Raw genomic sequence first — 22,926 nt, forward strand, 5'->3', positions numbered from 1 at the left:
TTCGAGAAAGGAGAGAATCGGACGAATTTCCCCGTAAAGATATGTAAATGGAGGCTAGAGGTTAGACGTTAGAGATTAGAGGGGAGAGATTAGTGGTTAGTGGTTAGAGATTATAGGGATCGGAGCTAATCGGAGTGGATCGGAGAGCTAGGAACGCTAGTGCCTCTAGCTAACAGCCAACACTAAGAGCTAACAGCCTCATAATGCGTCAACCCTGGCTGCTGACTTGAAAATGGACGGAGTCGGCTAAGTGAAAAGTTTTCATTACCTTTGTAGCGGTTCACAGAGAGCTCTCCGATTTGGGGGCTGACTCTTGGGGCATTAGCTCATCTGGCTAGAGCGCGACACTGGCAGTGTCGAGGTGATCGGTTCAAGTCCGATATGCTCCACCACGGGAGGATGGTACTATATTATATATGGTGTCATCCTCTTTTTTTGTGACGACAGAGGTCTTTGCAGATACAGTCGTCAAAGCGAGACGAGTATCGATGATACGTGTAACCCTTTGTAGGGACGCACGGCTCGTGCGTCCGTTGTAGAACGAAAGTTACAGCATCGTTGTTTTAACGGGGACGGACGCACCGACGGTCTGCGTCCGAGCCGTGCGTACCTGCATATCGCTACACGTCTGTATAAAAAAGAGAAGTCCACACGACAAGTACTCAGCGTACTGCGTGTGGACTTCAACTATTCGGATGCTCTTGGGGTCGCTATACCACCACAAACGTGTGGAATAGCTTCTAGTAGGGTAGTGCGCCTTGCGGCGACATCCCTAGAGCTCGTTGAACTAGTCAACAAAGCCCTCCTAGAGCGGAACAGTGACCACGATGCTGGTCTGAAGAGAGGGGAGTGGGCTACGGTGAGACGCTCTTCGTGAGAGAGTAGGGTGGTAGTGGCTGGTCTTTTTCAACACACACTTAACCTGTAACCAGTGGTACGCACCATACCTGTCCCTTAGTAGCGGATCCTCTCAGCTTTACGGAGCGAGGTCGTGACCTCACCCTAGGACTCGCATCATGATTTGCTCGGGGTGGCAAGAGGATCTATTGGTCTATCACCTAGCCTTGGGTAGACTGACTAGAACCTACAGCTGCTCCTCAAGTGATAAGTATGTACAGTGGTTGCTCCGCCAGCAGTCTGCGGTGACACAGACTGATCTAGTTCGCACGCACTAGTGCAGTGCATATAGGGACAACGGCATAGACGAGAGCCCGCTCTTATGCTTCCCCTTATTGTGACGATCAGACACCTGACAGATCTCATGCGGTACGGGTGCTGTGGTAGCACGCATACCTTTATGGCACTCACGGAGATCGTAGCAGCAAGACATTGCTCAATCACTTTATCGAAAACGTTCCCCTATTTAAAGTAAATGTCCTCCTATCTAGTCTCGTATGAGCATCCAAAGAGCCTCTTAGGTGCATCGCTGTGACCAAAGCTTTTTGACTCGGAAGGTTGTGTCACAGCTACTGCTCGCTGAGAGTGAAAGCTGGTAGGCACTCAAGATGTCCCATGCATTACTCTTCGTGGTGTGATGCCTAGATGCATCGCTCGCATTGTAACATACATCTCCCGCCGCGCTCGGCTAGGAGTAGCAAGGAGCGTACAGCTGGGGAATAGAAGTCTCAGACTAGGATCTGAAAAGTGACGGTTATTTCCTTATGCTATACCTCGTAGCGCTTTAAGCCTTGCAGGTCTTCTGACTTACCTCATACAGACATCCCTTCCCACACCAATTAGACATGATGCAGTGGTTATGATGCCTGCTTTGCGAGGATTACAGCAGCGGGACTGTTCAGGAGTTGCACCTGATTCCCTTTTAAGCCTTGAGGACTCCGAGACCCTACTCGAGGGTTGAAAGAGTACTCTCAGCACAAAGCCACCACAAAGGTACGATAACTTTCGAATATATCAAAGCGTCGGGCGCCATTTTTTTGACGAAAAATGAAAGCCCGGCTGCATCGTGGCCAACCTGTGCCAGGTGAAGACCCTGCAAGATATCGGCGCAGTAGGGCAATCCCCACGTGTGTATTTGAGAATGCTGTGGCGGTAGCGTTTGGTAAGCTTAGGAGATCCAGCTGATCCAGTAGCTACGATAAACAGCTCCAGCCCCCCAAAAAAAGAGGAGTTAGCCTTTGCTAAGTTGTCTACAAAGTCTATTTTGTCAAGTCAAATAAATGTCGTACCTTTGTGCCAGCAAAGCCCGAAAAGGAAGTGTGGGTGAGTGGCTGAAACCAACAGTTTGCTAAACTGTCGTACGGGTAACCGTACCGGGGGTTCGAATCCCCCCGCTTCCGCAAGAGGTCTTATTTAGAGTTTCAACAAGGTATTCAAATAAGGCTTCAAATCAAGGAAAAGTCGTTGTAGAACAAGCTTCTACAGCGACTTTTCTCGTATACACTGACTACCGATGAATACCTATAGGTGGTGTTAGGTATTCGCCAAAAGGCCATTTTCTGCTACATTTTCTGCTACACTAATTTTGGACAACCGAAAAATGTAGCAGTGACTACTAAATGACCACTAAATTGACCACTGTAAGTCGCTTGTTTTCAGAAAGATATTTACGAACTTTGTGGCAGTTATGCTACATTAGTTTTGGCGCATTTTGCTACAGAATTAGTGTGCTTCTGCTACACAAAACTAAGTGACATGAGAAGACAGTTTAAGGTATCCTTCTACCTACGCTCTAACTACGAGAATAAAGAAGGGAAATCTCCAATCATGCTTAGGATCTTTCTCAATCGAGAAATGGCAAACCTTGGCACTACAAAGCTCTTTGTAAAGAAGAGTATGTGGAATAACTCCACCAGTCGGATGAAAGGACGTACGGCTGAAGCACTAACCCTTAACGCCTCCTTAGACTCACTTTCCACCTCTCTATATGAGATGTTTGGGAAAATGAAAGAAGAGGAGGACTTAACAGTCGAAAGACTAAAGCAAGTATATCTTGGCAGAGACAAGGAGTTTACTACTTTACTCCCAGTCATAGATAGATATCTAGACCATATAGCACAACAAGTGGGAAAGTCTCTTAGTAAAGACAGCTTGCAGAAATACACCGTGGTTAAGACACACTTCGTGCGATTCTTAAAATCCACCTACAACCGAGAGGATATAGGTCTCTTAGAGTTTACACCCTCAGTGGTTATGGACTTTGAACTCTATCTTAAGACGAAAGCTAATTTAGCTCATAACACGGCACAGAAGAAGCTCAAACTTCTTAAGACAATGACAATATTCGCACAAAAGAGAGGCATAATCATGCATGACCCTTTCCTTGACATCAAATTCCACACGAAACCTGTTGACAGAGGGTTTTTAACGGAAGATGAGGTATCCCTTATTGTTGCCAAAGATTTAACAAGACTGCCACGGTTGGAGCTTGTAAGAGATATATTCATATTCTCTTGCTTTACTGGTTTGGCTTACATTGATGTACGCAACCTAACTCCAGAGGATATAGTAGTTATGGATGACAAAGAATGGGTTATGTCAAAAAGGAAAAAGACTAACATTGCATTTAATGTCCTACTCCTTGATCTTCCCAAAGCCATTATTTCTAAGTACAACCATGACACATATAGAGATGGCAAGCTCTTCCCTATCCTTAGCAATCAGAAGATGAATTCGTATTTGAAGGAGATTGCTGATATTTGTGGTATCAAGAAGAACTTGACCTTCCACTTAGCGCGACATACCTTTGCTACTCTCTGTCTTAGTAAGGGTGTTCCTATGGAGAGTGTATCTAAGATGCTGGGTCATACCAATATCCGAACAACGCAAATCTATGCCCGTATCACCAATAAGAAGATTGAACATGACATGGAGCAGTTTGCTGATAAACTAGGCAAGTTCAATACGGCAATGGGTATCGGGGAGAATCGCTGGCAATAAGTGTAACCATTAAAACCAAATAAGAAGATGAAGACAACGAATAAGAAAGAACTATCCTACTTTCGCTTAAAGCTGGAGGGCTACCTTAGTGAGCATTTCCCTGAAAAGGTGGAAGACAAGTCCTTTATCAAGGCACGAGCTGATGAAGCTCTTACTACCTACTGTGATGCTGTGGAAGAAGGATTCTCATATCCCGAAGCAGAGAGTATGGCGAGTGAAGTACTGTATCGTGACCTGCATTTCTCCAAATACGACACGCTTGTGTCCGTCTTGGAGAATGAGTTTGAAAAGGAGCTCCCCTCCCCACTCCCCGAACGACTCTCTCAGATACTTCTCGGGAACAAGGCGATACAAAACCTATTTGACAAGTATAACCTTACGGATGAATTTGTTACAACACCTGAGTATGATACGCTCTACACAGAACTGACAGGAACAGTTGTACTTCTTATCGAAGCTAATCAACTTCCCACGGTAGGCAATGTGAGTGCATTAGGGTAGACAATGTAGCTTATCCCTATCTCGTGAGCCTTTTGAGCTTCAAGAGCCAAGATAGTCTCTCTGCTCCATACGTCAAGAGCATATTCTATCTCTTGTCTTTATGTCGCATAGTCTCTTGGCTCTGCTCTTGAAAACTCTAAAAGACTCCGAATATGAATAGATCTCTCATGAACAAAGACCTGCACAGTCCAGCCTTCATACGGGCAAGTGTTCCTGCAGATAAAGAGGAACCACTACAAGTTGCGTCCAAAACAACTTCGAGCAACGACATCAAATGGTCTCGCATCATCCGACTTACCTTACTTATAGGTATCCTATCGGGTGGAGTGTACTTACTCTCTAAGTTAGTCACAGCACAGGTCGTAACAGCTCTATTGATACTGATTGGCTTTGTGGTACTACGATTTATCGTTCGTACCGTTCTGCAAATCACATTTACGCTTCTACGCTACCTCTTTTGGATTGTTGTACTAGCCGTAATACTGCTTTGCGTGCTATGACATAGCACCTCTCTCACTTCTGAGAAACAACTCTTTGGGTGACTAGCTCTCTTACGAAGCTGGTCACCCTTTTTGCTTCTTCTGTTTAGGCATTGCACTTCTGCTTCTCAGTCATAGTTCCCCAGTTATGCAGTGGTCAAATCGGAAGCTGATTCTTTTTCATCGCAAAGGTAGTACGGGGCTTAAAGACTTTCCCAAGGTCAAGCCATTCGGTTTGTCTGGAAAATCTCCACACCTATGCTGTTTGCTTCGGGTAGTATTTTCCGCCAAAACCTTGTGTAAGTCTCGCCCCGCTACCTTGTTTTTGCTTGAAAAAAGGAATCAGCATACTCCGATCTTTGAACGCATAAAAAAAAGGTCTCTTATGAATAAGCAGAAAGTAAATATGACATCATCAACGAAAGAAAAAGGATATAGCTCCTCCTCTCATTACCGCATAAGTTCTGAGTTTGAACAAAGTGAGCAGGCGTTGGCTACCAAGTTCGTCCATTGGGACGTACCCCCATTGGAAAGCCTTTGTGACAGCTCTGTATATCTCCTGAGAGCAAAGCTTAATAGTGGCGAGCGAATGAGTCGTGAGGATAAGGATTGGCTCTGTGAAGCGGTGAACTCAAACACCTATTTCCGCACAGCCGTTCCCCTACAAGGATGGCGATTTGACTTCATCGATGTATTGAAGAAGTACCTCGTCAATCAATATGGACAGTGGACAGAGTACTATGCTCCCGACCGCACCAGCCTACGCAACTACCTCTATGGACCTATCAACCAAGTCGTAGAGATACCCAAGTACTAACAGCACTAATACTGATAAGACAATGAAAGGAACAGAACAATTTACCCGAACGATAGCAGAATACCTTAATGGACGTGCGATGACAGACCCTTTGTTTGCGCCCAATCTACAGAAGCCCCATAAGAACATAGAGGAGTGCATTCTCTACATCTTGAGTGAGGTGCAAAGAAGTGGTTGTAATGGCTTTGCTGATGAGGAGATATACTCAATGGCAGTTCACTACTATGATGAAGATGATATAGAGGTGGATAAGGTATCTAGTTGCAATGTTGTGGTCAATCACGTTGTAGAGCTCTCCGAAGAAGAGAAAAAGCAAGCACGGCAGGAAGCTATCAAGCAATACCAACAAGAGGAACTTGTCAAATTGCAGAAGAGATACGAGCGACCCAAGAGAACTGAAAGAACCGAGACAACATCTACTACACAAACCCAACCCACACTATTTGACACCCTTGCCTTATGAAACCTAGAAACAAGTTTGAGAAAGCCGTCTTGGCACTGAGTACGAGACTATGCCCGATAACAAAAGCACAGCATCAGTGGGCATTCCGAGAGTGCATAGACCACTTTGCTTACCGCTTACACAAAGGTCGTACGACTTGTATGGATTGTGGTCATAGTTGGACTTTAGAGCAGCCTATAGATACTTGCACTTGCCCTCAATGTAGGGCAAGTCTGCAAGTCAAGACAACAAGAGCGCGGAAGTTACAACAGAAGCAGTACTTCACGCTCCTAACCACTTGTGGGGAGTATCAAGTGTTGCGAATGTTTCTCCTTGTTGTAGGTATGGAGAAAGGTTGCAGAGCAAAGACTTCGGTCATTGAGATTGGGCATTATTGGTGGAACGATGCAGGGAGACAAGCACTAGTAGCCATACAGCGGACTTTTGGACACTATATTGATAGCTTCTCTTTTCACTCTCCGATGGCTATCCGTAACGATAGCGAAGCTTACCGATATGTAGCCTACTCGCAGATATATCCGAAACTAAAGGTCACGGATACGCTTTATAGAAATGGCTTCAACGGAGAGTTTCACGGCATAGCTCCTACTCAACTCATCCCAGCTCTACTTACTGATAGTCGTGCAGAAACAATGATGAAAGCAGGACGATACAAGGATTTAAGACACCTCCTATCAAGGGGCAAAGGACTTGACAACTATTGGAACTCATACAAGTTGACACTGCGTCACCACTACATAATAAGCGACATTGTCTTATGGTGTGACTATGTAGATATGCTCAAACGATTGGGTAAGGACATCCACAATCCGAAATACATCTGCCCCTCCGACCTCAGAGGGGAGCATGACAAACGAGAAACGGAGCTCCGCAGACAGCGTGAGCGGGAGGCGATGGAGCGAAAGCGGGAAAAGGCAATGGCGGACGAAGCGCGTTTTCGTGAACTCAAATCAAAGTTCTTCGGCATCCGTTTCACGGACGGCACAATACAAGTACACGTCCTGGAGAGCGTGCAGGAGTATATAGACGAAGGAGCTGAATTGCATCACTGCCTATTTTCAAATGAGTACTATCTCAAAGAGAGCTCGCTCATTCTGTCTGCTACCATTGAGGGCAAGCGGATAGAAACGATAGAGGTCTCTCTTGACACACTCCAAGTAATCCAAAGCCGTGGCGTATGCAACCAAAACACCCCATACCACGACCAAATTGTGAACCTTGTCAATGCCCATCACCAGCTGATAAGGCAGAGAATGAAAGTCACGGCTTAAACATCTTCATATCCTAATAACAAAAGCCCCCAAAAGGGAAGCGACAGACGGCAATACTTTCGGGGGCTTCTTTTCTTTGTCTTTGAGTACGAGCAGGCGACCAAAGCAAAGAAGCAAAAGAAAGTCGCAAGTCCCGATGTACGTTTGATAACGTCCACGCTACTAGCTCGTCTCTTTTTATCAGTCTTTCTTTGTGCGCACAGACGGACGTTTTCAAGGCTATTGAGACTGTGCGATAAGACTTCGGGTTACTACGAACAATCTCCTGTATAGTTTCGCAAAACTCCTTCTTCAATTTTTTTGGTTTCGGGCTATCTGGCTGAAAAGTAAGAGGTTACCATTTGGGGCGATGCGGATAGGTAACGATTTAGAAATGAGCGGAGTGCTTTGAAGTACATCAATAAAGAAACGCCCGAAATGAAACAACTCATTTCGGGCATTCAAGAAGTAAGCAGACGTATTCGGGAGATTGCTCAAACGCACCGTCCGCTCTTCGGGGGAGAAATCTACCTTACGGGGCGAGAGGTTTGCGAACGGCTTTTTATCAGCCCTCGCACCTTGCAAGACTATCGGGACAAGGGGATTATTCCCTACACTCAAATCGCAGGGAAAATACTCTACAAACTCTCCGACATCGACCGACTACTGCAAGAGAATTATCACTCATAAATCATTTGTTTGTGCATTTGACAAAAAAACAGTCTCATCGCTGACATAATAGTCTTATTCGTTCCTGTTACATTTGTTTTAATTCTCGATGTATGCTCAACGCAAAAAAGAAGGTTAATAAGGTTGTAAAGAAATCTGCAATTGCTTGGGTGTAAAGCACACCTCCGAGTCCGAAATAAAGGGGAAGAATTAAAATGGTAGGTATAAAGAAAATTCCTTGTCGGCTAATGTTCAGTAAAAGTGTTTGCTTAGCCTTTCCCATAGCTGTGTAAAGTGTAGAATAGACAAACTGAAATCCGAAGGTAAAAAATAGAATTGTGTTGGCACGCAATGCTTCTTCGGCAATGACTTTCACCCCTTGGTCATCACCGAAACAAGAGATAATAGAGTCGGTAAAAAGGAGAATAACAAGACTCCATACGATACAAAACGAGGTCGTGAGAATGAGAGAATAACGTATCGCTTCACGAACTCTTGTATAGTTTTTTGCCCCATAGTTGTACCCAGCGATAGGCTGAAGTCCTTTTACAAAACCGAAGACAACATTCGTTCCAAGTGTTACAATTTTCAACACAATACCGATGGCTGCGACTGCCTCACTTCCATAACGCGCAGAAGCATTTTGTAATAAACTGATGGATAAACTTTGAAGAAACTGAAACAGAAGCATAGATATTCCTATCTTAATGACTTCACAATACATTTGTCGGGTTGGCTTGAATCGTGTCAGCGAAACTTTGACGGGAGATTTGCGGAAATAAAGTACATAAATAAATGTCGTTAAGAGCTGTGCGACAATGGTTGCCCAAGCAGCTCCTTCTACTCCCCCATTTAATGTATAAATAAAAAGCGGGTCCAATAGCATATTGACAACGGCACCGAATATCATTGCCATCCCTGAAATCTTGGAAGCTCCTTGCGAAACTACAATATTACCAGAAGATACGTTTATGGTACCAATAATACAACTGACAATAAACAACTTACCATAACTTGTTGCTAATTGCATTGTCGTATTATCCGCCCCCATAAAGACTAATATTTTAGGGAGAAACAGGTAGCAAGACAATGCAGTCAATAACCCTGTGAGAAATGCTGTTATAATGGAAACAGAAGCAACTTTCCCTGCTTTATCCACTTGATTTGCTCCCAGCAGTCGGGAAATGTAGGCTCCTCCACCAATCCCGAAGGTTAATCCTATTCCTGTAAAAAACAAGGAGATAGGAAATGCGATAGAGACCGCTGCAATGGGCAATGTTCCCAATCGGGCTACCCAAAAAGTATCTACCACATTGTTCACCGCCATCACGAGCATGGCTATTACTACTGGCATTCCTAATTTGATAAGCGACTTCGTCATGTTTCCGTCGCGAAGTATATTGATTGTTTCCATAGAAAAACTGTTTATGTTACGTTGCAAAGGTAGGTTGCTATCCGCAAAATATTCCCACGAAAATGGAAGTTATTTCTACGAATCCCGTCAAACAGAAAGGTTTTGATTTTCTGTTTTTCAATCGATAAAACCACAATAATTGGGTATTGTGTAAGATATAGAAAAAAGCGACCTTTGCGAGGTATAAAAAAAATGTATGCATGACATCATTTCAATCATATAGAGACCAACGTTTTCCCGTATCAAATATCAGACTTTTAGAGACTGATGGTATGAGCATTACATGGGGTACATTTCATTTGACGGATGAATTGTATATACAGAAATATCCTGCCGATACAAATAATCCTGAAAATAAATACTTCCTATCACATTTCTGTATATCAGGTAATACTGAGTCAACTATTACAAAACGTCAATTCAGCATTTTCGGAGGGCAGCATAGCTTCTTTTCTGTTAGAGAATTGTCTTCTGTCCATCTGCATATTGCTCCATCTCGAAGGGGAGATAATTCATTTTTTGAATACTCGCTCTCACAACAATACTTTAAGGAGCATTTCATACAAGACAGTCGTGTGCTAAATGATATGGCAAATCGTATAGAAAAAGAGCCTTTTTGCTGGGTGGGTAAAAATCCATCTATAACTCCTTCAATGACATATCTCATATCCGAAATTACTAGACAGCCATATTCTGGAGCAATGAGGAGCTTATTTTTGGAATGTAAAATCATTGAATTATATCTTGCTCAGATTCATTCTTTTGATTCTTGTGATTGTAAAATCTTAAAACTGTCAAGAGGTGATATAGACAGACTCTATGACGCACGAGATTATATCTCTGAAAATCTGAATAAAAAAGTTTCAATTTCAGCGCTTTCACGTGAGATAGGTATAAACCAGACCAAACTGAAAGCTGGTTTCAAACAGTTGTTTGGAACTACTATTTTCGATTATGCCATTGATCAAAAAATGAACCTTGCCATAGCCTTATTGGAAGAGAATCGCTTATCATTGACAGAAATTTCTGATAAAACAGGTTATAGCCATCCCAATCATTTCTCTTCGGCATTCAAAAGAAAATTTGGAGTATCTCCAAGTATGTTTGAGTTCCGACATCAATAGATTGCTGTAAGAATACAAGTTATGTATTCTCATGCTGCATCAACTTTTCCATATCCCTTGCAATCTTTTGGTCGGTGATTTGGGCGTAGATTTGCGTGCTGGCAATGGAGGCGTGTCCCATCATCTTGGCGATGCTCTCTATCGGAATACCAGCCTCCAAAGTCAGCGTGCCGAACGAATGTCTGCCGACATGGTAGGTCAGCGGAGTACGAATGCCACACGCTAGCCCAATTGCTTTGAGGTGTTTGGATAGCTTGTCTTTACTCATCGTATCGGGGAATACCTTGTAGTCTCCCTTGCTTTTCTCCTTTGTGTAAAGCGAAAGTATCTGCTCCGCTATCGGGTGTAGTGGGATTAAGTTCTCGACTTCTGTCTTTTGGCGTGCTTTGCGAATATACCGCTTCCCCTCGCTGTTCGTCTCGATTTGCGAAGCTCGTAGCCCTTGTAAATCAACAAATGCCAAGCCCGTAAAGACCGAAAAAAGGAACATTCTTCGGCTTAGCTCTGCTCCTTCATCCTGAAGCGGGAATGCCAAGAGCTTTGACACATCGCCCTTACTCAGAAAACGAGGTTTGCGCTCCACGACTTCATACTTCACTTCCTCAAACGGATTGAAGCGTATCGTCCCCTGACTGACGGCTCGATACATCAATCGACTCAACCAACAGAGATGGTTATTTATCGTTGCGGGTGCATAACCCTCCATCTTCAGATAGAAGCGATAATCTTCAAAGAACTCAATCGTAAGAGCCGACAAGGGGACATCCCGCTCACTGCGACTGCGCACAAAAAAGTTAAGCTGCCTATCGGCATACCGATTGTTTCTATACGTCCCCGCACTACTGCATTCTCGTTGGGCTTTGAGTTCTTCCGCACTAAGAGCGAGCAGTGTCGTTGGAGTTTTTCCGACACCCTGCAAGTAGTTCTTCAGCAACTCGGCACTTACTGCTCCATACTTGTAAAGCAAGGTATTGTAGCCTTGTTCGACTTTCTCACGAAAGGTTTGCAAGCGTTGGTTGGTCTTCTTCTCCTTTGTTTCCCCTCGCTTCACGCTCCAATCCTTTGGGGCAGTGCTTTCGCCTGTGGTTATCACCACGCTCTCTCCGTCTATGGAGATCCGGCAAAGGATTGCCGTTGTGCCGTCTGCTTTGGTCTTGCTCTTATTGATGTAGAATAGTATTCTGAATGTACTGCGCATAGCTCTTACAAGGTTAAGGTTAGCTCTTCAGTGAAAGAGAGGAATTGCTCAAACTCATCGAAAAGCTTCTTCGGAGTCACATGAGCATATCGCTCGGTCGTTTGGATATTGCTATGCCCCAACATTCGGCTCACCGTTTCAATCGGCACGCCCCGCTCCAAAGTTATCAACGTGGCAAAGGTGTGGCGACCAACGTGTGCCGAAAGGGGAATAGAGATACCAGCTCGAAGTTGTAGAGCTTTGAGGTGGGCAAGGTAAACCGAATAGGGAATAGGAGCAAAGAGCGTAGTTCGTTCGTCCGATTGATACCGCTCCATCAGACGGGCCGCTTCAGATAGGAGCTTCACACGACAAAGCGTATTGGTCTTCTGTCTGCGAAACTTAAGCCATAAAGCCCCCTCATCATCTGCAAAGAGATGCTCCCGATTAAGGGCAACCATATCGCAGTAGGCAACACCCGTATAGCAAGCGAAGAGAAAGAGGTCACGAGCAGTCTCCAACTCCACCTCATACGGCTCAAAGGTCAGGCTCTGCAACTTATCCAACGATGCCCTGTCCAATGCACGAGGTTGTTTGTTCTCCCCTCGTTCGATCGTTACGTGAGCAAATAGTTGTCGTGTTATCAACCCTTCACGATACGCCAAACGGCAGACCTTCTTCACCGCTGATGCCATCTTACGATAATGACCTTGCGAATGCCCCAGCTCTCCGACAGAGTAACATTGTAGGCAATCCAAGAAGTCTTCTTCAATTTGACTGAAAGCAATATCTGAAGTGTGGAACTTCTCCTCGATAAAGGCTCGCAGATGCTTTCGAATAGTAAAGTAACTATTCAGAGCTGTTGCCTTTATCTCGACACCCACCTTTTGCTTCATCTCTTCAACCATTTGATCGTACCGCTCCAAGAAAGTGATTTGGCTTTGCATACTACCTTGCAACAACTCCTTGATGTCAGTCGCTGTAAAGACAATCCCTCGCTCACAAAGGGTTTGATAAGCCGACTGCGCCGAGAGCAGCAAGCACTCCAACTTGCCATTCGTTGCCACAGCTTCACGGCTCTTGCCGTTCAGTCTGCTCTCACGAGCATTCCACAGCTTGGGGTTGCACGAGAGCTTGCAACTGAACTGGGCGATGGTTAGCCCGTAGGTTATCCGCCCCATAATCGGAGCTTGCCCCGACCTGTTCAATCCGCTCTTTTTGAGGTAGAGCAACACCTTCATTTTGTCTGTTTGCATACGCTTCTGTTTTTATGGGCAAAGTTACCCGTTACCGAAGCGTTCTCAGCTATGCAAAGCGTTGTATATCAGAGCAACAGCAACGAAATCGCAGAGAGCTCACTTACCGAATACTCTTCCGTCAGTTACCTACTCCTACCTCTTCGTTACCATTCATATAGCTAAGTTTTTGTTTCAACAGCAAATATACTGCATTAACCTTAAAGGGACGGTGAGCGCATCGTCCCTTTTTTCGTCTTGGCAGCTCGCTACCTGCTCCTCCCGCCCTCCTTGGAGAGGAGGGGGCGTCCGGAGCAGGGCGAGCTCCACTCCAAATTGCATTTTGGAGTGGAAAATACGATGTCGATGTATTACAGTCTATTGCAACTATACAAAACTAAATACAATGCTATTGCTTACACCCTCTTAACTACTTAAACGTTTGCTCGTATCTTCATTATTGAAGTTGAAAGTCCGTTGCTGGACTTGTCCGAAGTTGTCCTCCACGTAAATGTCAATCGTTTGGCGGTCAGTAGAGAGTGAAGTGTAATAGAGCCGGAAGGTATCTCTCGTGAGCAGATAGCGGTCATTCGGTTTGAATACAGTGCCATCATCCATCTTCAAGCAACCCTTGCCATCCAGCTGGAAGTAACGGATCGTGTATTGCGTATTGGCAAAGCGACCACTTCTTTTGAGACTACAGCGTATTTCAGCCGTTTCCCCCTTAGCTATGGAGTTCTGCACTGGCATCACTTCAAGTGAGAAGTCGTAAGCCTGCTGTACATCCAGCTCACGAGTACAAGCAGATAGACAAAAGAGGACGAGGGCAATCCCTCCCACAGCCCATATCGTATTCACTAGGAACTTTTTCATTGTTGTCGGTAGTTAGATATTGAACATGAGTCCTGCTGAAATAGCAGGACGAAAACGATGCAGGTCAGAGCCGAAGAGCAGTCTCCCTTGAGCTTTGAGAACGAAGAGCAGATTGTCTGTTAGGAACAGCTCTACCGAGCTATGTATCGCCCCACCATAAATAAAGCGAGATCGATCCAGGAGTGTAGCCCCATCGGGTAGTAACCGTTTATCCTCGTTTAGCTCTTCATAACCGCAGTGAGCGGATAGCCCCAAGTAGCCAAAGATATTCTTCCCCCGATCCGAGAGTATCGGGTGCATATAGCCGAAATGCAGGAGCGCATCACGCAGTGGAACATTGTAAGAGCGATAAGTCAACCCTTGCTGCTCATACTCCGCCAAGAGAAAAGCGTAGTTCGCCCGCTTGAAGTAGTGTGCGAACGCAAGGCCTACCCCAAAGCTCTCCTTTGCGAATAGTTTCTCCCCCTTGATAATCGGAATAGAGCCGACCAGCTCAACGCTATTTTGCCTAGGGATTAGTCGCTGTGCGTACGATGGCATAGTAGCAGTCATAGCCACCATCACGCAGACCATCATAGATAACCATCTCTTCATCACCACTTCAGTTTAAGGTTGTCAATCTTCTTAGTGAGCAAAAGGTCTTCAGGCTCCATATAGAAAGTGAGCGTGCGACTCCCGTTTCGCTCGTAGAGCGTCACTTCCAGCTGCTTATCCTCTGATAGTGTGAACTGCTCCAAAGCAAAGACTATTCTCTCAGAGCGTCCCGCCCCAATCCACATCACCTGATGAAAGGCACGTAGTGGTTGTAGTATTCGCTCCTGTATAGCTGTATGCTTCGCCACCTTCTTGTCCACCACCTTGAACGTGATGAAGTCCACCGCATACGGCATATTAGACTCATTATCCATACGGACGTGGAAGTAAAGCAACCCATTATGGGCATATAATCCACGAAGTAGGAAGCGCATCCCGAATTGCTTCGCCCCAACATGCTTGATGGTTCGCTTATCATTTTGGTAGATGCTCTTCATAATCAGCTTAACCAATATGGGCGACTCACTTCCCAGCTCTTTGAAGTATATGTCCGCACGATTGCTCGGCAGTCTTCCCTCCGTAGGAGCTAGAAAGTCCTTCATCTCGATGCTGAGCTTCTTTGGTTCATCCGCGTACTTCACATTGAATGCGTAGAATGAGCCATCCTCACAGATGACGCTCATATTGGTCTCCGTCTCAAACTCTCGGACGGCAGCCTTTACACGCAGCACATTCTCCGCATCGTCAGCTTTCCCAGCAATAATGTTTTGCGACCCGAGGTCTACATAGCGTATAGCTGCAGGAAAGATGAGATGTACCGTCTTTTCAAAGGTGACTTCTAGCCCGTAGGGCAATACGACTCGTCCATTCGGTATCGATCGGCTCATCCCTTGGTAAAGGTCTCCGTTGCTCAGTAGTTGATTGTTCCCCTCCACTTGTTGTGCCATAGCGGGGAGCGTTATCGTAGCACAAGCTACGATAGATAAAATCCATTTCTTCATAAGTATATCAGTTGTTATTGTTAGAGTTCTAAAAGCTTACTTCGTCTGTACAAGGAATAGTCTATATCCCCCTTTGAGCGTCACCTTAATCGTGCGGAGCTTCTTCTGTAGTAGTTGTCCAGCTCCCTGCATCACCCCTCTAGTCACCTCGGAGATGATTTGGTCTTTAGCCGAAGAGGAAAAGGTGAAAGAGGTTCCCATCGATCCCCCGACATTTGCCCCCATCTCCTTGAGTGCCGACACCTCTTCAGAGCCAGGAATATAGACTCCCATCTGTCCGTCTGTATCATAGGCAGATAGTTTGACCGGCAGAATGCGTCCATTCACCTCTATGCTCTTAATCAGTAGCTGCATTCGGTTGCCATCTATCTTAGCTTGTGCCATTAAGATACTATGCTTCGGGATTGAAGTTTGCTGCACACGAGCGGTCTCCAGCAGGCGAAGAGCAACGTAGTCGCCCTCTTTGAGGGTCGTTGTTTTGTCCACCACTACGCAAAGGGTATTGCGCTCGCTAGAGCGTGCGGAGCTATTAGAGAGTGAATGAAAACTCATATTCCGCTCCTTGGCTCCGTACATCTCCATAAACTCCTCGTCACTCATTGGCTGGTCCAGTGCTGAGACCAACGGCTTGTGGTCAGCTATTATCTCCATGGGAGCCTCGTCCTTGGCTGCTCCACCGCTAGGCGGAGATACGACCTGAGACTGCTCACTCATAGGCATAGCTCCATGGGCAGGAGAGGCACTAGCTGCGGGCAAGTACTTAGCCGCCATTTGGTAGCTCTTCTCCATAAGAGCTAGTTGCTTAGCTTCCTCATCATCGTCTTGTTGGCTAAGCTCGTTCAGTTCACGTCTGAGGTCATCAATCTCCTGTTGCATAGCTTCTCGCTCCTCCTCATAAGGGTCAGAGCCGTAGAAGTCCGCTAGCAGACGATTGTTCTCCTCGTAGCGTTGCATCGAAGACTCAATCTTATTGCCAACGACCGCCTCCTGCGGGTTGCTCTCAGACGAGTGGCCCTCCTGCTGAAAGTACTCCGATAGTCTCCCCACCTCCTCACGAGCTTGCTCCTCTTGAGTTGTATGGTCAACTAGTTCATAGGCTTTGAGTTTATTCTCCGTTAGCTTTTCGGTCGTAGCTTGTGGTATGTTGTCATTCAGCCCCTCACCAGCGTCCGGTTGCTCCTTAGTGGCGGGTGCAAATATAAACCACATAGCAAGGGCAAAGATAATCCCTAGCCCTGCGAAGACTAACACCTTCTTCAATTGTTCTTTCTGTTTATGCTCCATAGTTACTAATCGCTAAATGTTCCATTCTCTTGATGTAGGTTGTATCCCTCTGTATCGGGCTGTCCACCAGCTCTCCCATAGGGATAGGTGGTATCTCCTCACGGTGCGGGAGGAAGAACTGTGCCACCATCCAGATTGAGCAGACTAGGTAGACGAAACTCAGTCCGTAGACAATAATCTGTCGCTGCCTGTTCGTTAGCATATTGCATCGCTCTCTTAGCCGTACCTGCCCTCTCAAATAGCTTCTTCTGAGGGTAGGTCTACTTCTTCGCTTCATAGACTTATCGCTTGTAAGTTTGGATGTCACGATTCTCTCGTACGAGGAAGTGCTCCATCAGAAACCCTTGCGGATTGTTGTCCGAGCGAACTGAGTTTTGTAGCGAGCAACTAGTCACCAAGCTCCGCTCCGTGACATTGCTCTGTCGGATAATAAACTGCCGAGCAAAGGTGGTTACTTCGTAGGGGTAAGAGTCAAAGTCACACCGTATGGAGTCAATCTCTATACGTTGGTTGACATTGCCCGAGATAGCTCGATTGTAGTACCCTTTCTCCGCTAGATCCTTATAGTAGTTAAAAGCGGACTTGTCGCATAGTTGGAAAGCACGCTCCATATTCTTCTCGATAGCATCCTTGTCGGGCGCAATCGTGAAGAAAAGCTCGTGAAAGCGTCTTACATGCTCTCGAGCCTCCACCGGACGGTTCATCGAAGCGTCTTGGCTCAGAGCCAGCATCAGAGACTTCCCTTGGTCTAGTACGTACACCTTCTCACGCTGCTTCTTAGCAAAGCTGTACGAAGCATAGACCGCATAGCTACTGACCGCTATGCAGACTATCGCAAAGATGATGGCGTAGAGCCTAATCTGCTTGAAAGAGGTCTCTATGTTTGTGAGTGATTTGAATTCCATATTCCATTATTCTAATTGTCTTATATCTAAAAACTTCTGAGGGGTAGTTTAGTGCCAATGCGCCTTGGCACTGTAGTGCCATACGGGTGAAACTCTAGTGCCAACCCCACTTGGCACTGCAGTTTCATACGGAAGAAACTGTAGTTTCATAGGTAAGAAACTCTAGTTTCATGGGCAGGAAACTCTAGTGCCACAGGTAGGAAACTGTAGTGCCACACGGCAGGCACTACGCTTACCTTACCCAGCTGCTACATTGACGCACATAGGAGGAGCTAATCCTACCCACCTGACCGTCATACGACCGTCACGTGGTCATCGCATCCTCATCAAGCGTGTCATAGCCACCCTTCGGCTGAAGGGACGCTATTTGCCCTTGATAAGAGCCCCTTTGATACGTCCGCCTACGTTGCCAGCTATAGATCCAGTGGCACCAGCGACCGCCTTACCTCCCGTATAGGCACCCTGGGCACCTCGTTGCGCCGTCTGATTGACATTGCGTCCGTATGCCCCGATACCACCACCAGCCTCTATAATCCAGCCCGCTACCGTAGGAACACAGAAGTACCCCACGATACCGATCAGGAAGAAGACAATGTAGTACCAGCTACCCGAATCGGGCAGATAGTTGGGGTCACTCAATGCTGCAATATCCTTCTGCACCATCAACACCTGTATCTTTGTGAGGAGAGCCGAGAGGACAGAGCTGACGGGTAGCCACAGATAGACCGATATGTAGCGGGAGAACCAAGCCGTAAGCGACCCCGACAAGCCATCCCAAACCGCAATACCAAAGACGATTGGTCCCAGTATGCTCAGCACGATAAGAAAGAAGGTACGGAGCGTATCAATAATCAGAGCAGCTGCATGGTATAGCAACTCTATGAGATCATGGAGTTGCTTCATCAGCCATTGCTTCGTTTTGTAAGCAGCACGCTCGGCATACATCCCAGCGATGGTCACCGCATCGCTCGGGCCGATGATCCCCATCTCCTCTATCTTTTGGTCAAAAGCTTCATTGGAAACCAAGTAAGCCGTCTCGGGGTTACGGAGATAGGCAGCTTCTTGTAGTTTGTCTCGCTTAGCAACCAACTTGTCTAGTTGTACCGTCTGCTTATTGACCATTCGCTCTGTACCTTGTACTACAGGAGAGAGAATCGTATTCATCGTACCCAGCACAATCGTTGGGAAGAACATAATACAGAAGCCCAGCACAAAAGGTCTCAGTAAGGGGAAAAGATCAATCGGCTCGGCACGAGACAACGAAGACCACACCCTCACGGCTACATAGAAGAGAGCCCCTAATCCCGCAATCCCCTTGGCAATGCCCGTCATCTCTCCACAGAGAGGCATCATCTCCTGATAGGTGGAGCGGAGTAATTCATGTAGTGATGCAAAGTCCATAGATCCTAACGGCTATCTTTACGTAGTCAGTCTTACCAATATCGGCTCTCTGGATTTCCATAAAGCGCTTTGACCGATGCTAGATCATTCTTCTCGTGAGCACGTACATAACTCACGGAGATATTCTTTCGGGTGTAGTAAGAAACAATCGATCGATACTCACGTAGTGTCGTATAGATGCGGTCTATCATCTGCATACGCTCGCTATCATTCATTGAGAACACCTTGCTCTTAGCTACAGACTTCAGCTCCTTGAGACTCTCGCCACTCAGTTCCAAGAGTTTGGCATAGCCAGCAGCCATAGCGGCTAGCTCTGTGGGGCGGAAGTTTGGGTCCGCTAGCATCTTCTTGTAGGAGGTCACATAGATCTCTGATATGTCTCCCACCATTAGGATGCACTCCTTCACCTTGTAGGCATCGCCTATAAGGTTGTTAACCTGCTTGAGTGCATCGTAGTACTTCTTGGTGTCGTTGTACAGTTTCTCCACCTCCTTAAAACCACTTAGCGTGTTTTTGACCGTCTTCGAGGCGGTGGCAATCTCCTTAATGGAGTTAGCTATGTTGCCAGCAAAGTTCCCAGGGTCGGTAACCACCCACTGAGCGTGGGCTTGAGGGATAAATAGGCTCATTGCAAAGAGAGCCATCAGCAGATACTTTTTCATTGTCACTAGGTATTTGATTGTTACTATTATTGCTTATCTCTTTTCTCTATGGCGAGTTGTCGGATGGCCGACTCAATGTCTCCTCCCAGCTGCTCCGCACGCTGCATCACCTCCAGCTTCTCTCGCTCCTCTGTCGTATAGGTGAGATACTCCTCCATACTCACCTCTGTAGCATAGACGGCACTCTGCATACCTCCCAGCCCGACCCACACCTCTTTGTAGAGTCGGTGAGGATCGTTGTTCTGATTGATTGAGAGGATTTGGCTCTTCTCCTTTTCGGAGAGACCCAGCATCGATTGGATGCCATCAAACTTGGTCATGTACTTACGCTGGTCTAGGAGGATCTTACAGTCAGAGTTGTTGATGATACTCTCCTTCACTACGGGTGAAGAGATGATGTCGTCTACCTCCTGCGTCACCACAATAGCCTCTCCGAAATACTTTCTGACCGTCTTGTAGAGATACTTAATGTAGTCCGCCATATTCTCCGAAGCAATCGCCTTCCAGGCCTCCTCGATAAGGATCATCTTACGGATACCTTTCAGTCGGCGCATCTTATTGATAAAGGCTTCCATGATGATAATGGTCACCACGGGGAAGAGGTCTTTATTGTCCTTCACTTGGTCAATCTCAAAGACGATAAACCGCTTTGAGAGCAGGTCTATGTTCTTATCCGAGTTCAGTAGGAAGTCGTAACGGCCTCCTTTGTAGTACTGCTTGAGCGTAGTCAGAAGATTATTGATATTGAAGTCTGAGAGCGTCACCTTGATATCTCGTTGCTCCATATCCTTACGATAGACATCTCTAAGGTATTCGTAGAAGCTATTGAAGTTCGGAACGATACTAGCATCTGAGCAGATGAGTTCGATATAGGCATTGACAGCAGAGCCCAGCTCTCCAGCCTCAGTCTTGGTGACCCGCTCATCGGCACTCTTCCAAAGCGTCATCAGTAGGGTGCAGATACTTTCCCGCTTCTCTACATCAAAGAACTTGTCATCCGTATAAAAAGGGTTGAAGGAGATAGGATGGTCATGGGTGTAGGTGAAGTAGACTCCATCCTCTCCCTTTGTCTTACGATGGATTAGTTCACACAACCCTTGATACGAATTACCCGTATCGACCAAGAGGACATGCGCCCCCTGCTCGTAGTATTGTCGTACCATATGGTTCGTGAAGAAACTCTTACCACTGCCGGAAGGTCCCAAGATAAACTTGTTGCGGTTGGTAATGATTCCTTGCTTCATCGGCAGATCAGATATGTCAAGATGTATCGGCTTACCAGATAATCTGTCTGCCATCTTAATCCCAAAGGGTGAGAGCGAGTCCTTGTAGTTGGTCTCTGCCGTGAAGAAACAGAGAGCCGGCTCAATGAAGGTGTAGAAAGACTCTTCTGCGGGAAAGTCTCCTGCATTACCCGGGATAGCCGCCCAATAGAGGGTCGCTGTATCGATGGTGTTATGTCTAGGACGGCACTCCATCAAGGCAAGGGCAGAGCCCACATCATTCTTGACTTGTCGTAGCTCCTCTTCATCGTCACTCCATGCCAAGACATTAAAGTGAGCTCTAATGGAGGTGAGTCCCTGAGAGTGTGCGGTGTTGAGATACTCCTGTATCCACTCTTCGTTGATTTGATTACTACGACTGTAGCGTGCTAGAGAGTGCATATTTCTAGCTTGCTTCTCAAAACGCTGCAAGTTAGCCTCGCTATCTTGAATGAAGAGGTATTGATTGTAGATATGGTTGCAGGGGAGCATCAGCCCCACTGGAGAGGCAAAGGAGAGGCGGCAGTCTGAGCGGTCTGTTGATAATCGCTCATAGCGACCATCGGTACTGACGGTAGTGGGTAGATCATCCGTATCAGAGAGCGTATGCAGGCAAAGCATATTGTCTCCCACACGTACAAGGTCTGCCCCTAAACGTATATCCTCCAATGTGCCGTGTCTGCTATCTGATAGAGAGAAGTAACGATCTAAGAGAGCAGCTTGCTCCCTAGAGCCAACCAGCTCAGCCTCGCTCATTCGAGCCAGCTTTATCAATTCGGATTCATTGATGATGCGTTCGAACTGATCCACCGACTCCATAAACTTCACCATCTCCTCTTCGTTGGTAATCTCTTTAGGGAGTAGATGACCTCTACAAAGCGTTGAGAAGCTACTCTGCTGTGCCATACGCTGTCTATTGCTCTTCGTGATAAAGAGGTAGACGGTATGGTTTAGATAGGGTCGCTCATTGAAGTGTCTCTCAGAGGCACGAGCGAGAAAGCTCAAAGGCTTTTCCTGACCACGCTTGCAAGTCGTATGGTAGCACTCCTTGATGAACCAATCTTGCTTGTGAACGATCGTGAAGTTGGGTAGCACCTTGATTGCTTTATGCCAAGTAGAGTGCATCGTCTCATACTCTGCGGATGTGACAGTAAAAAGCTCGGGTAGCTCCACTCGAAAAGCAACCGTCACATCAGCATCCTTACTGACAATGCACCCATGCTCTACACTCAGCAAGGGGAACTTTGACTCTAAGGTAGTTATCTTGCTTCTGTTTCTCATCATCTAGCGCTATTGAATTGGTGAAAAAGCTGATAGACCGAACGGCGGTTCAAGAGATACCTCGGGTGTCTTCTTATAGCTCCTCGCTTCATCAATCCATATTGACCATACTTGCGATTCATGGCGAACGTTTGCCACACCACAACGGTGGCACCCACTACGCCTATGCCCAAGCAGATGATCTGACTGATGCCACAGAGATAGAGAACCACTACAAGGATGAAGATGCCCAGTAACCCTCCTGCAAATAAGAAGAGGTAGTGAGCCTTCAAGCCCTTGAACTCCACTGTCCGACCGACTCCTTTATTTACTTCCCAACTAGCCATTAGAGGAAGAAGCTACGCAGGATGGTAGCAGCTACGATGAGGAAGATACAAGCTCCAAACCAGCTTGCAGCTGTCTTGCTCGTATCGGGGTCTCCTGAGCTAAACTTATTGTAAACCTTGACACCGCCTATCAAGCCCACCACTGCCCCAATGGCATAGATGAGCTTGGTGGCTGGGTCAAAATAGGAAGTGACCATCTTGGTCGCTTCGTTGATGCCCGCCATACCATTGCCTTGGGCAAAGGCTGTCGCACCTGTCATCATCAGGGTCAGGGCAAGCATCGCTAGGCGTTCCTTGCTAATCATTCGTCTGTTCATTGTCTGTCGTTATATCAAGTTGTTAAAGAATAATCTTGCTGTTCTATTGTTGGG

At 46.3% G+C, this 22,926-nt stretch carries 22 protein-coding genes, 2 tRNA genes and 1 riboswitch; of the genes, 10 read left to right on the top strand and 14 right to left on the bottom strand.

Going from position 1 to position 22,926, the window contains the following annotated elements:
• Positions 1–315 precede the first annotated feature (315 nt).
• From Q2J34_RS07005 to Q2J34_RS07045, 9 genes are all read left to right on the top strand, one after another.
• Positions 316–392 (top strand) — tRNA-Ala (locus Q2J34_RS07005).
• A gap of 1,280 nt (positions 393–1,672) precedes the next feature.
• Positions 1,673–1,861, bottom strand: a riboswitch (cobalamin riboswitch).
• Between the two features lie 349 nt (positions 1,862–2,210).
• Positions 2,211–2,297 (top strand) — tRNA-Ser (locus Q2J34_RS07010).
• A 355-nt stretch (positions 2,298–2,652) separates the two neighbouring features.
• Positions 2,653–3,897 (top strand): site-specific integrase, encoded by a 1,245-nt coding sequence (locus Q2J34_RS07015; RefSeq protein ID WP_300969692.1) that lies wholly within the window; start codon positions 2,653–2,655, stop codon positions 3,895–3,897.
• A gap of 27 nt (positions 3,898–3,924) precedes the next feature.
• Positions 3,925–4,398 carry a DUF1896 domain-containing protein gene (locus Q2J34_RS07020; RefSeq protein WP_300969694.1) on the top strand — a complete coding sequence of 158 codons (474 nt, stop codon included), beginning with the start codon at positions 3,925–3,927 and terminating at the stop codon, positions 4,396–4,398.
• 167 nt (positions 4,399–4,565) lie between these two features.
• Positions 4,566–4,898: a hypothetical protein gene (locus Q2J34_RS07025; RefSeq protein WP_300970156.1), complete on the top strand. Its 333-nt coding sequence runs from the start codon at positions 4,566–4,568 to the stop codon at positions 4,896–4,898.
• Between the two features lie 127 nt (positions 4,899–5,025).
• Positions 5,026–5,694: a hypothetical protein gene (locus Q2J34_RS09930; protein ID WP_422764027.1), complete on the top strand. Its 669-nt coding sequence runs from the start codon at positions 5,026–5,028 to the stop codon at positions 5,692–5,694.
• Between the two features lie 22 nt (positions 5,695–5,716).
• Entirely contained in the window at positions 5,717–6,157 is a 441-nt protein-coding gene (locus Q2J34_RS07035; protein ID WP_300969698.1) for a PcfK-like family protein, read from the top strand.
• Positions 6,154–7,428, top strand: a complete 1,275-nt coding sequence (locus tag Q2J34_RS07040) for a PcfJ domain-containing protein (RefSeq protein ID WP_300969700.1) — start codon at positions 6,154–6,156, stop codon at positions 7,426–7,428. Before Q2J34_RS07035 ends, Q2J34_RS07040 begins: the two co-directional genes overlap by 4 nt.
• A 417-nt stretch (positions 7,429–7,845) precedes the next feature.
• Positions 7,846–8,097: a helix-turn-helix domain-containing protein gene (locus tag Q2J34_RS07045; RefSeq protein WP_422764148.1), complete on the top strand. Its 252-nt coding sequence runs from the start codon at positions 7,846–7,848 to the stop codon at positions 8,095–8,097.
• A 67-nt stretch (positions 8,098–8,164) separates the two neighbouring features.
• On the opposite strand, the gene Q2J34_RS07050 is transcribed toward Q2J34_RS07045, so the two are convergent.
• Complete coding sequence (locus Q2J34_RS07050) at positions 8,165–9,490, bottom strand: MATE family efflux transporter (protein WP_300969704.1); 1,326 nt, start codon at positions 9,488–9,490, stop codon at positions 8,165–8,167.
• Between the two features lie 272 nt (positions 9,491–9,762).
• On the opposite strand from Q2J34_RS07050, the gene Q2J34_RS07055 reads away from it, so the two are divergent.
• A complete protein-coding gene (locus Q2J34_RS07055) occupies positions 9,763–10,614 on the top strand; it encodes a helix-turn-helix domain-containing protein (RefSeq protein WP_300969706.1) in 852 nt (283 codons plus the stop codon).
• A gap of 19 nt (positions 10,615–10,633) precedes the next feature.
• Here Q2J34_RS07055 and Q2J34_RS07060 read toward each other — a convergent pair whose 3' ends face one another.
• The 13 genes from Q2J34_RS07060 to Q2J34_RS07120 form a co-directional block, all read right to left on the bottom strand.
• A complete protein-coding gene (locus Q2J34_RS07060) occupies positions 10,634–11,812 on the bottom strand; it encodes a site-specific integrase (RefSeq protein WP_300969708.1) in 1,179 nt (392 codons plus the stop codon).
• Between the two features lie 5 nt (positions 11,813–11,817).
• Entirely contained in the window at positions 11,818–13,047 is a 1,230-nt protein-coding gene (locus Q2J34_RS07065) for a site-specific integrase (RefSeq protein ID WP_300969710.1), read from the bottom strand.
• Between the two features lie 405 nt (positions 13,048–13,452).
• Complete coding sequence (locus tag Q2J34_RS07070; protein ID WP_300969712.1) at positions 13,453–13,899, bottom strand: DUF3872 domain-containing protein; 447 nt, start codon at positions 13,897–13,899, stop codon at positions 13,453–13,455.
• A gap of 12 nt (positions 13,900–13,911) precedes the next feature.
• On the bottom strand, positions 13,912–14,493 hold the full coding sequence (locus Q2J34_RS07075; RefSeq protein ID WP_300969714.1) for a conjugal transfer protein TraO: 582 nt from the start codon (positions 14,491–14,493) through the stop codon (positions 13,912–13,914).
• A complete protein-coding gene (traN, locus tag Q2J34_RS07080) occupies positions 14,493–15,434 on the bottom strand; it encodes a conjugative transposon protein TraN (RefSeq protein WP_300969716.1) in 942 nt (313 codons plus the stop codon). Before traN ends, Q2J34_RS07075 begins: the two co-directional genes overlap by 1 nt.
• Positions 15,435–15,470: 36 nt before the next feature.
• Positions 15,471–16,718 carry a conjugative transposon protein TraM gene (traM, locus tag Q2J34_RS07085; protein ID WP_300969718.1) on the bottom strand — a complete coding sequence of 416 codons (1,248 nt, stop codon included), beginning with the start codon at positions 16,716–16,718 and terminating at the stop codon, positions 15,471–15,473.
• Positions 16,708–16,995 (bottom strand): hypothetical protein, encoded by a 288-nt coding sequence (locus tag Q2J34_RS07090; protein ID WP_300969720.1) that lies wholly within the window; start codon positions 16,993–16,995, stop codon positions 16,708–16,710. Before Q2J34_RS07090 ends, traM begins: the two co-directional genes overlap by 11 nt.
• Before the next feature lie 4 nt (positions 16,996–16,999).
• Positions 17,000–17,623, bottom strand: a complete 624-nt coding sequence (traK, locus tag Q2J34_RS07095; protein ID WP_004330615.1) for a conjugative transposon protein TraK — start codon at positions 17,621–17,623, stop codon at positions 17,000–17,002.
• Positions 17,624–17,986: 363 nt separating this feature from the next.
• Entirely contained in the window at positions 17,987–19,024 is a 1,038-nt protein-coding gene (gene traJ / locus Q2J34_RS07100; RefSeq protein ID WP_070706732.1) for a conjugative transposon protein TraJ, read from the bottom strand.
• A 32-nt stretch (positions 19,025–19,056) separates the two neighbouring features.
• Complete coding sequence (locus Q2J34_RS07105; RefSeq protein ID WP_004330928.1) at positions 19,057–19,686, bottom strand: DUF4141 domain-containing protein; 630 nt, start codon at positions 19,684–19,686, stop codon at positions 19,057–19,059.
• 26 nt (positions 19,687–19,712) lie between these two features.
• Positions 19,713–22,229: a TraG family conjugative transposon ATPase gene (locus tag Q2J34_RS07110; RefSeq protein WP_300970157.1), complete on the bottom strand. Its 2,517-nt coding sequence runs from the start codon at positions 22,227–22,229 to the stop codon at positions 19,713–19,715.
• Positions 22,229–22,555, bottom strand: a complete 327-nt coding sequence (locus Q2J34_RS07115) for a DUF4133 domain-containing protein (RefSeq protein WP_300969725.1) — start codon at positions 22,553–22,555, stop codon at positions 22,229–22,231. The genes Q2J34_RS07110 and Q2J34_RS07115 overlap by 1 nt, the downstream gene beginning before the upstream one ends.
• The gene (locus Q2J34_RS07120) at positions 22,555–22,860 is read right to left on the bottom strand and encodes a DUF4134 domain-containing protein (protein WP_004330933.1); all 306 of its coding nucleotides are present in this window, start codon (positions 22,858–22,860) and stop codon (positions 22,555–22,557) included. The genes Q2J34_RS07115 and Q2J34_RS07120 overlap by 1 nt, the downstream gene beginning before the upstream one ends.
• Between the last annotated feature and the right edge of the window lie 66 nt (positions 22,861–22,926).

The organism is Porphyromonas vaginalis (genome assembly GCF_958301595.1).
Lineage (GTDB): Bacteria > Bacteroidota > Bacteroidia > Bacteroidales > Porphyromonadaceae > Porphyromonas > Porphyromonas vaginalis.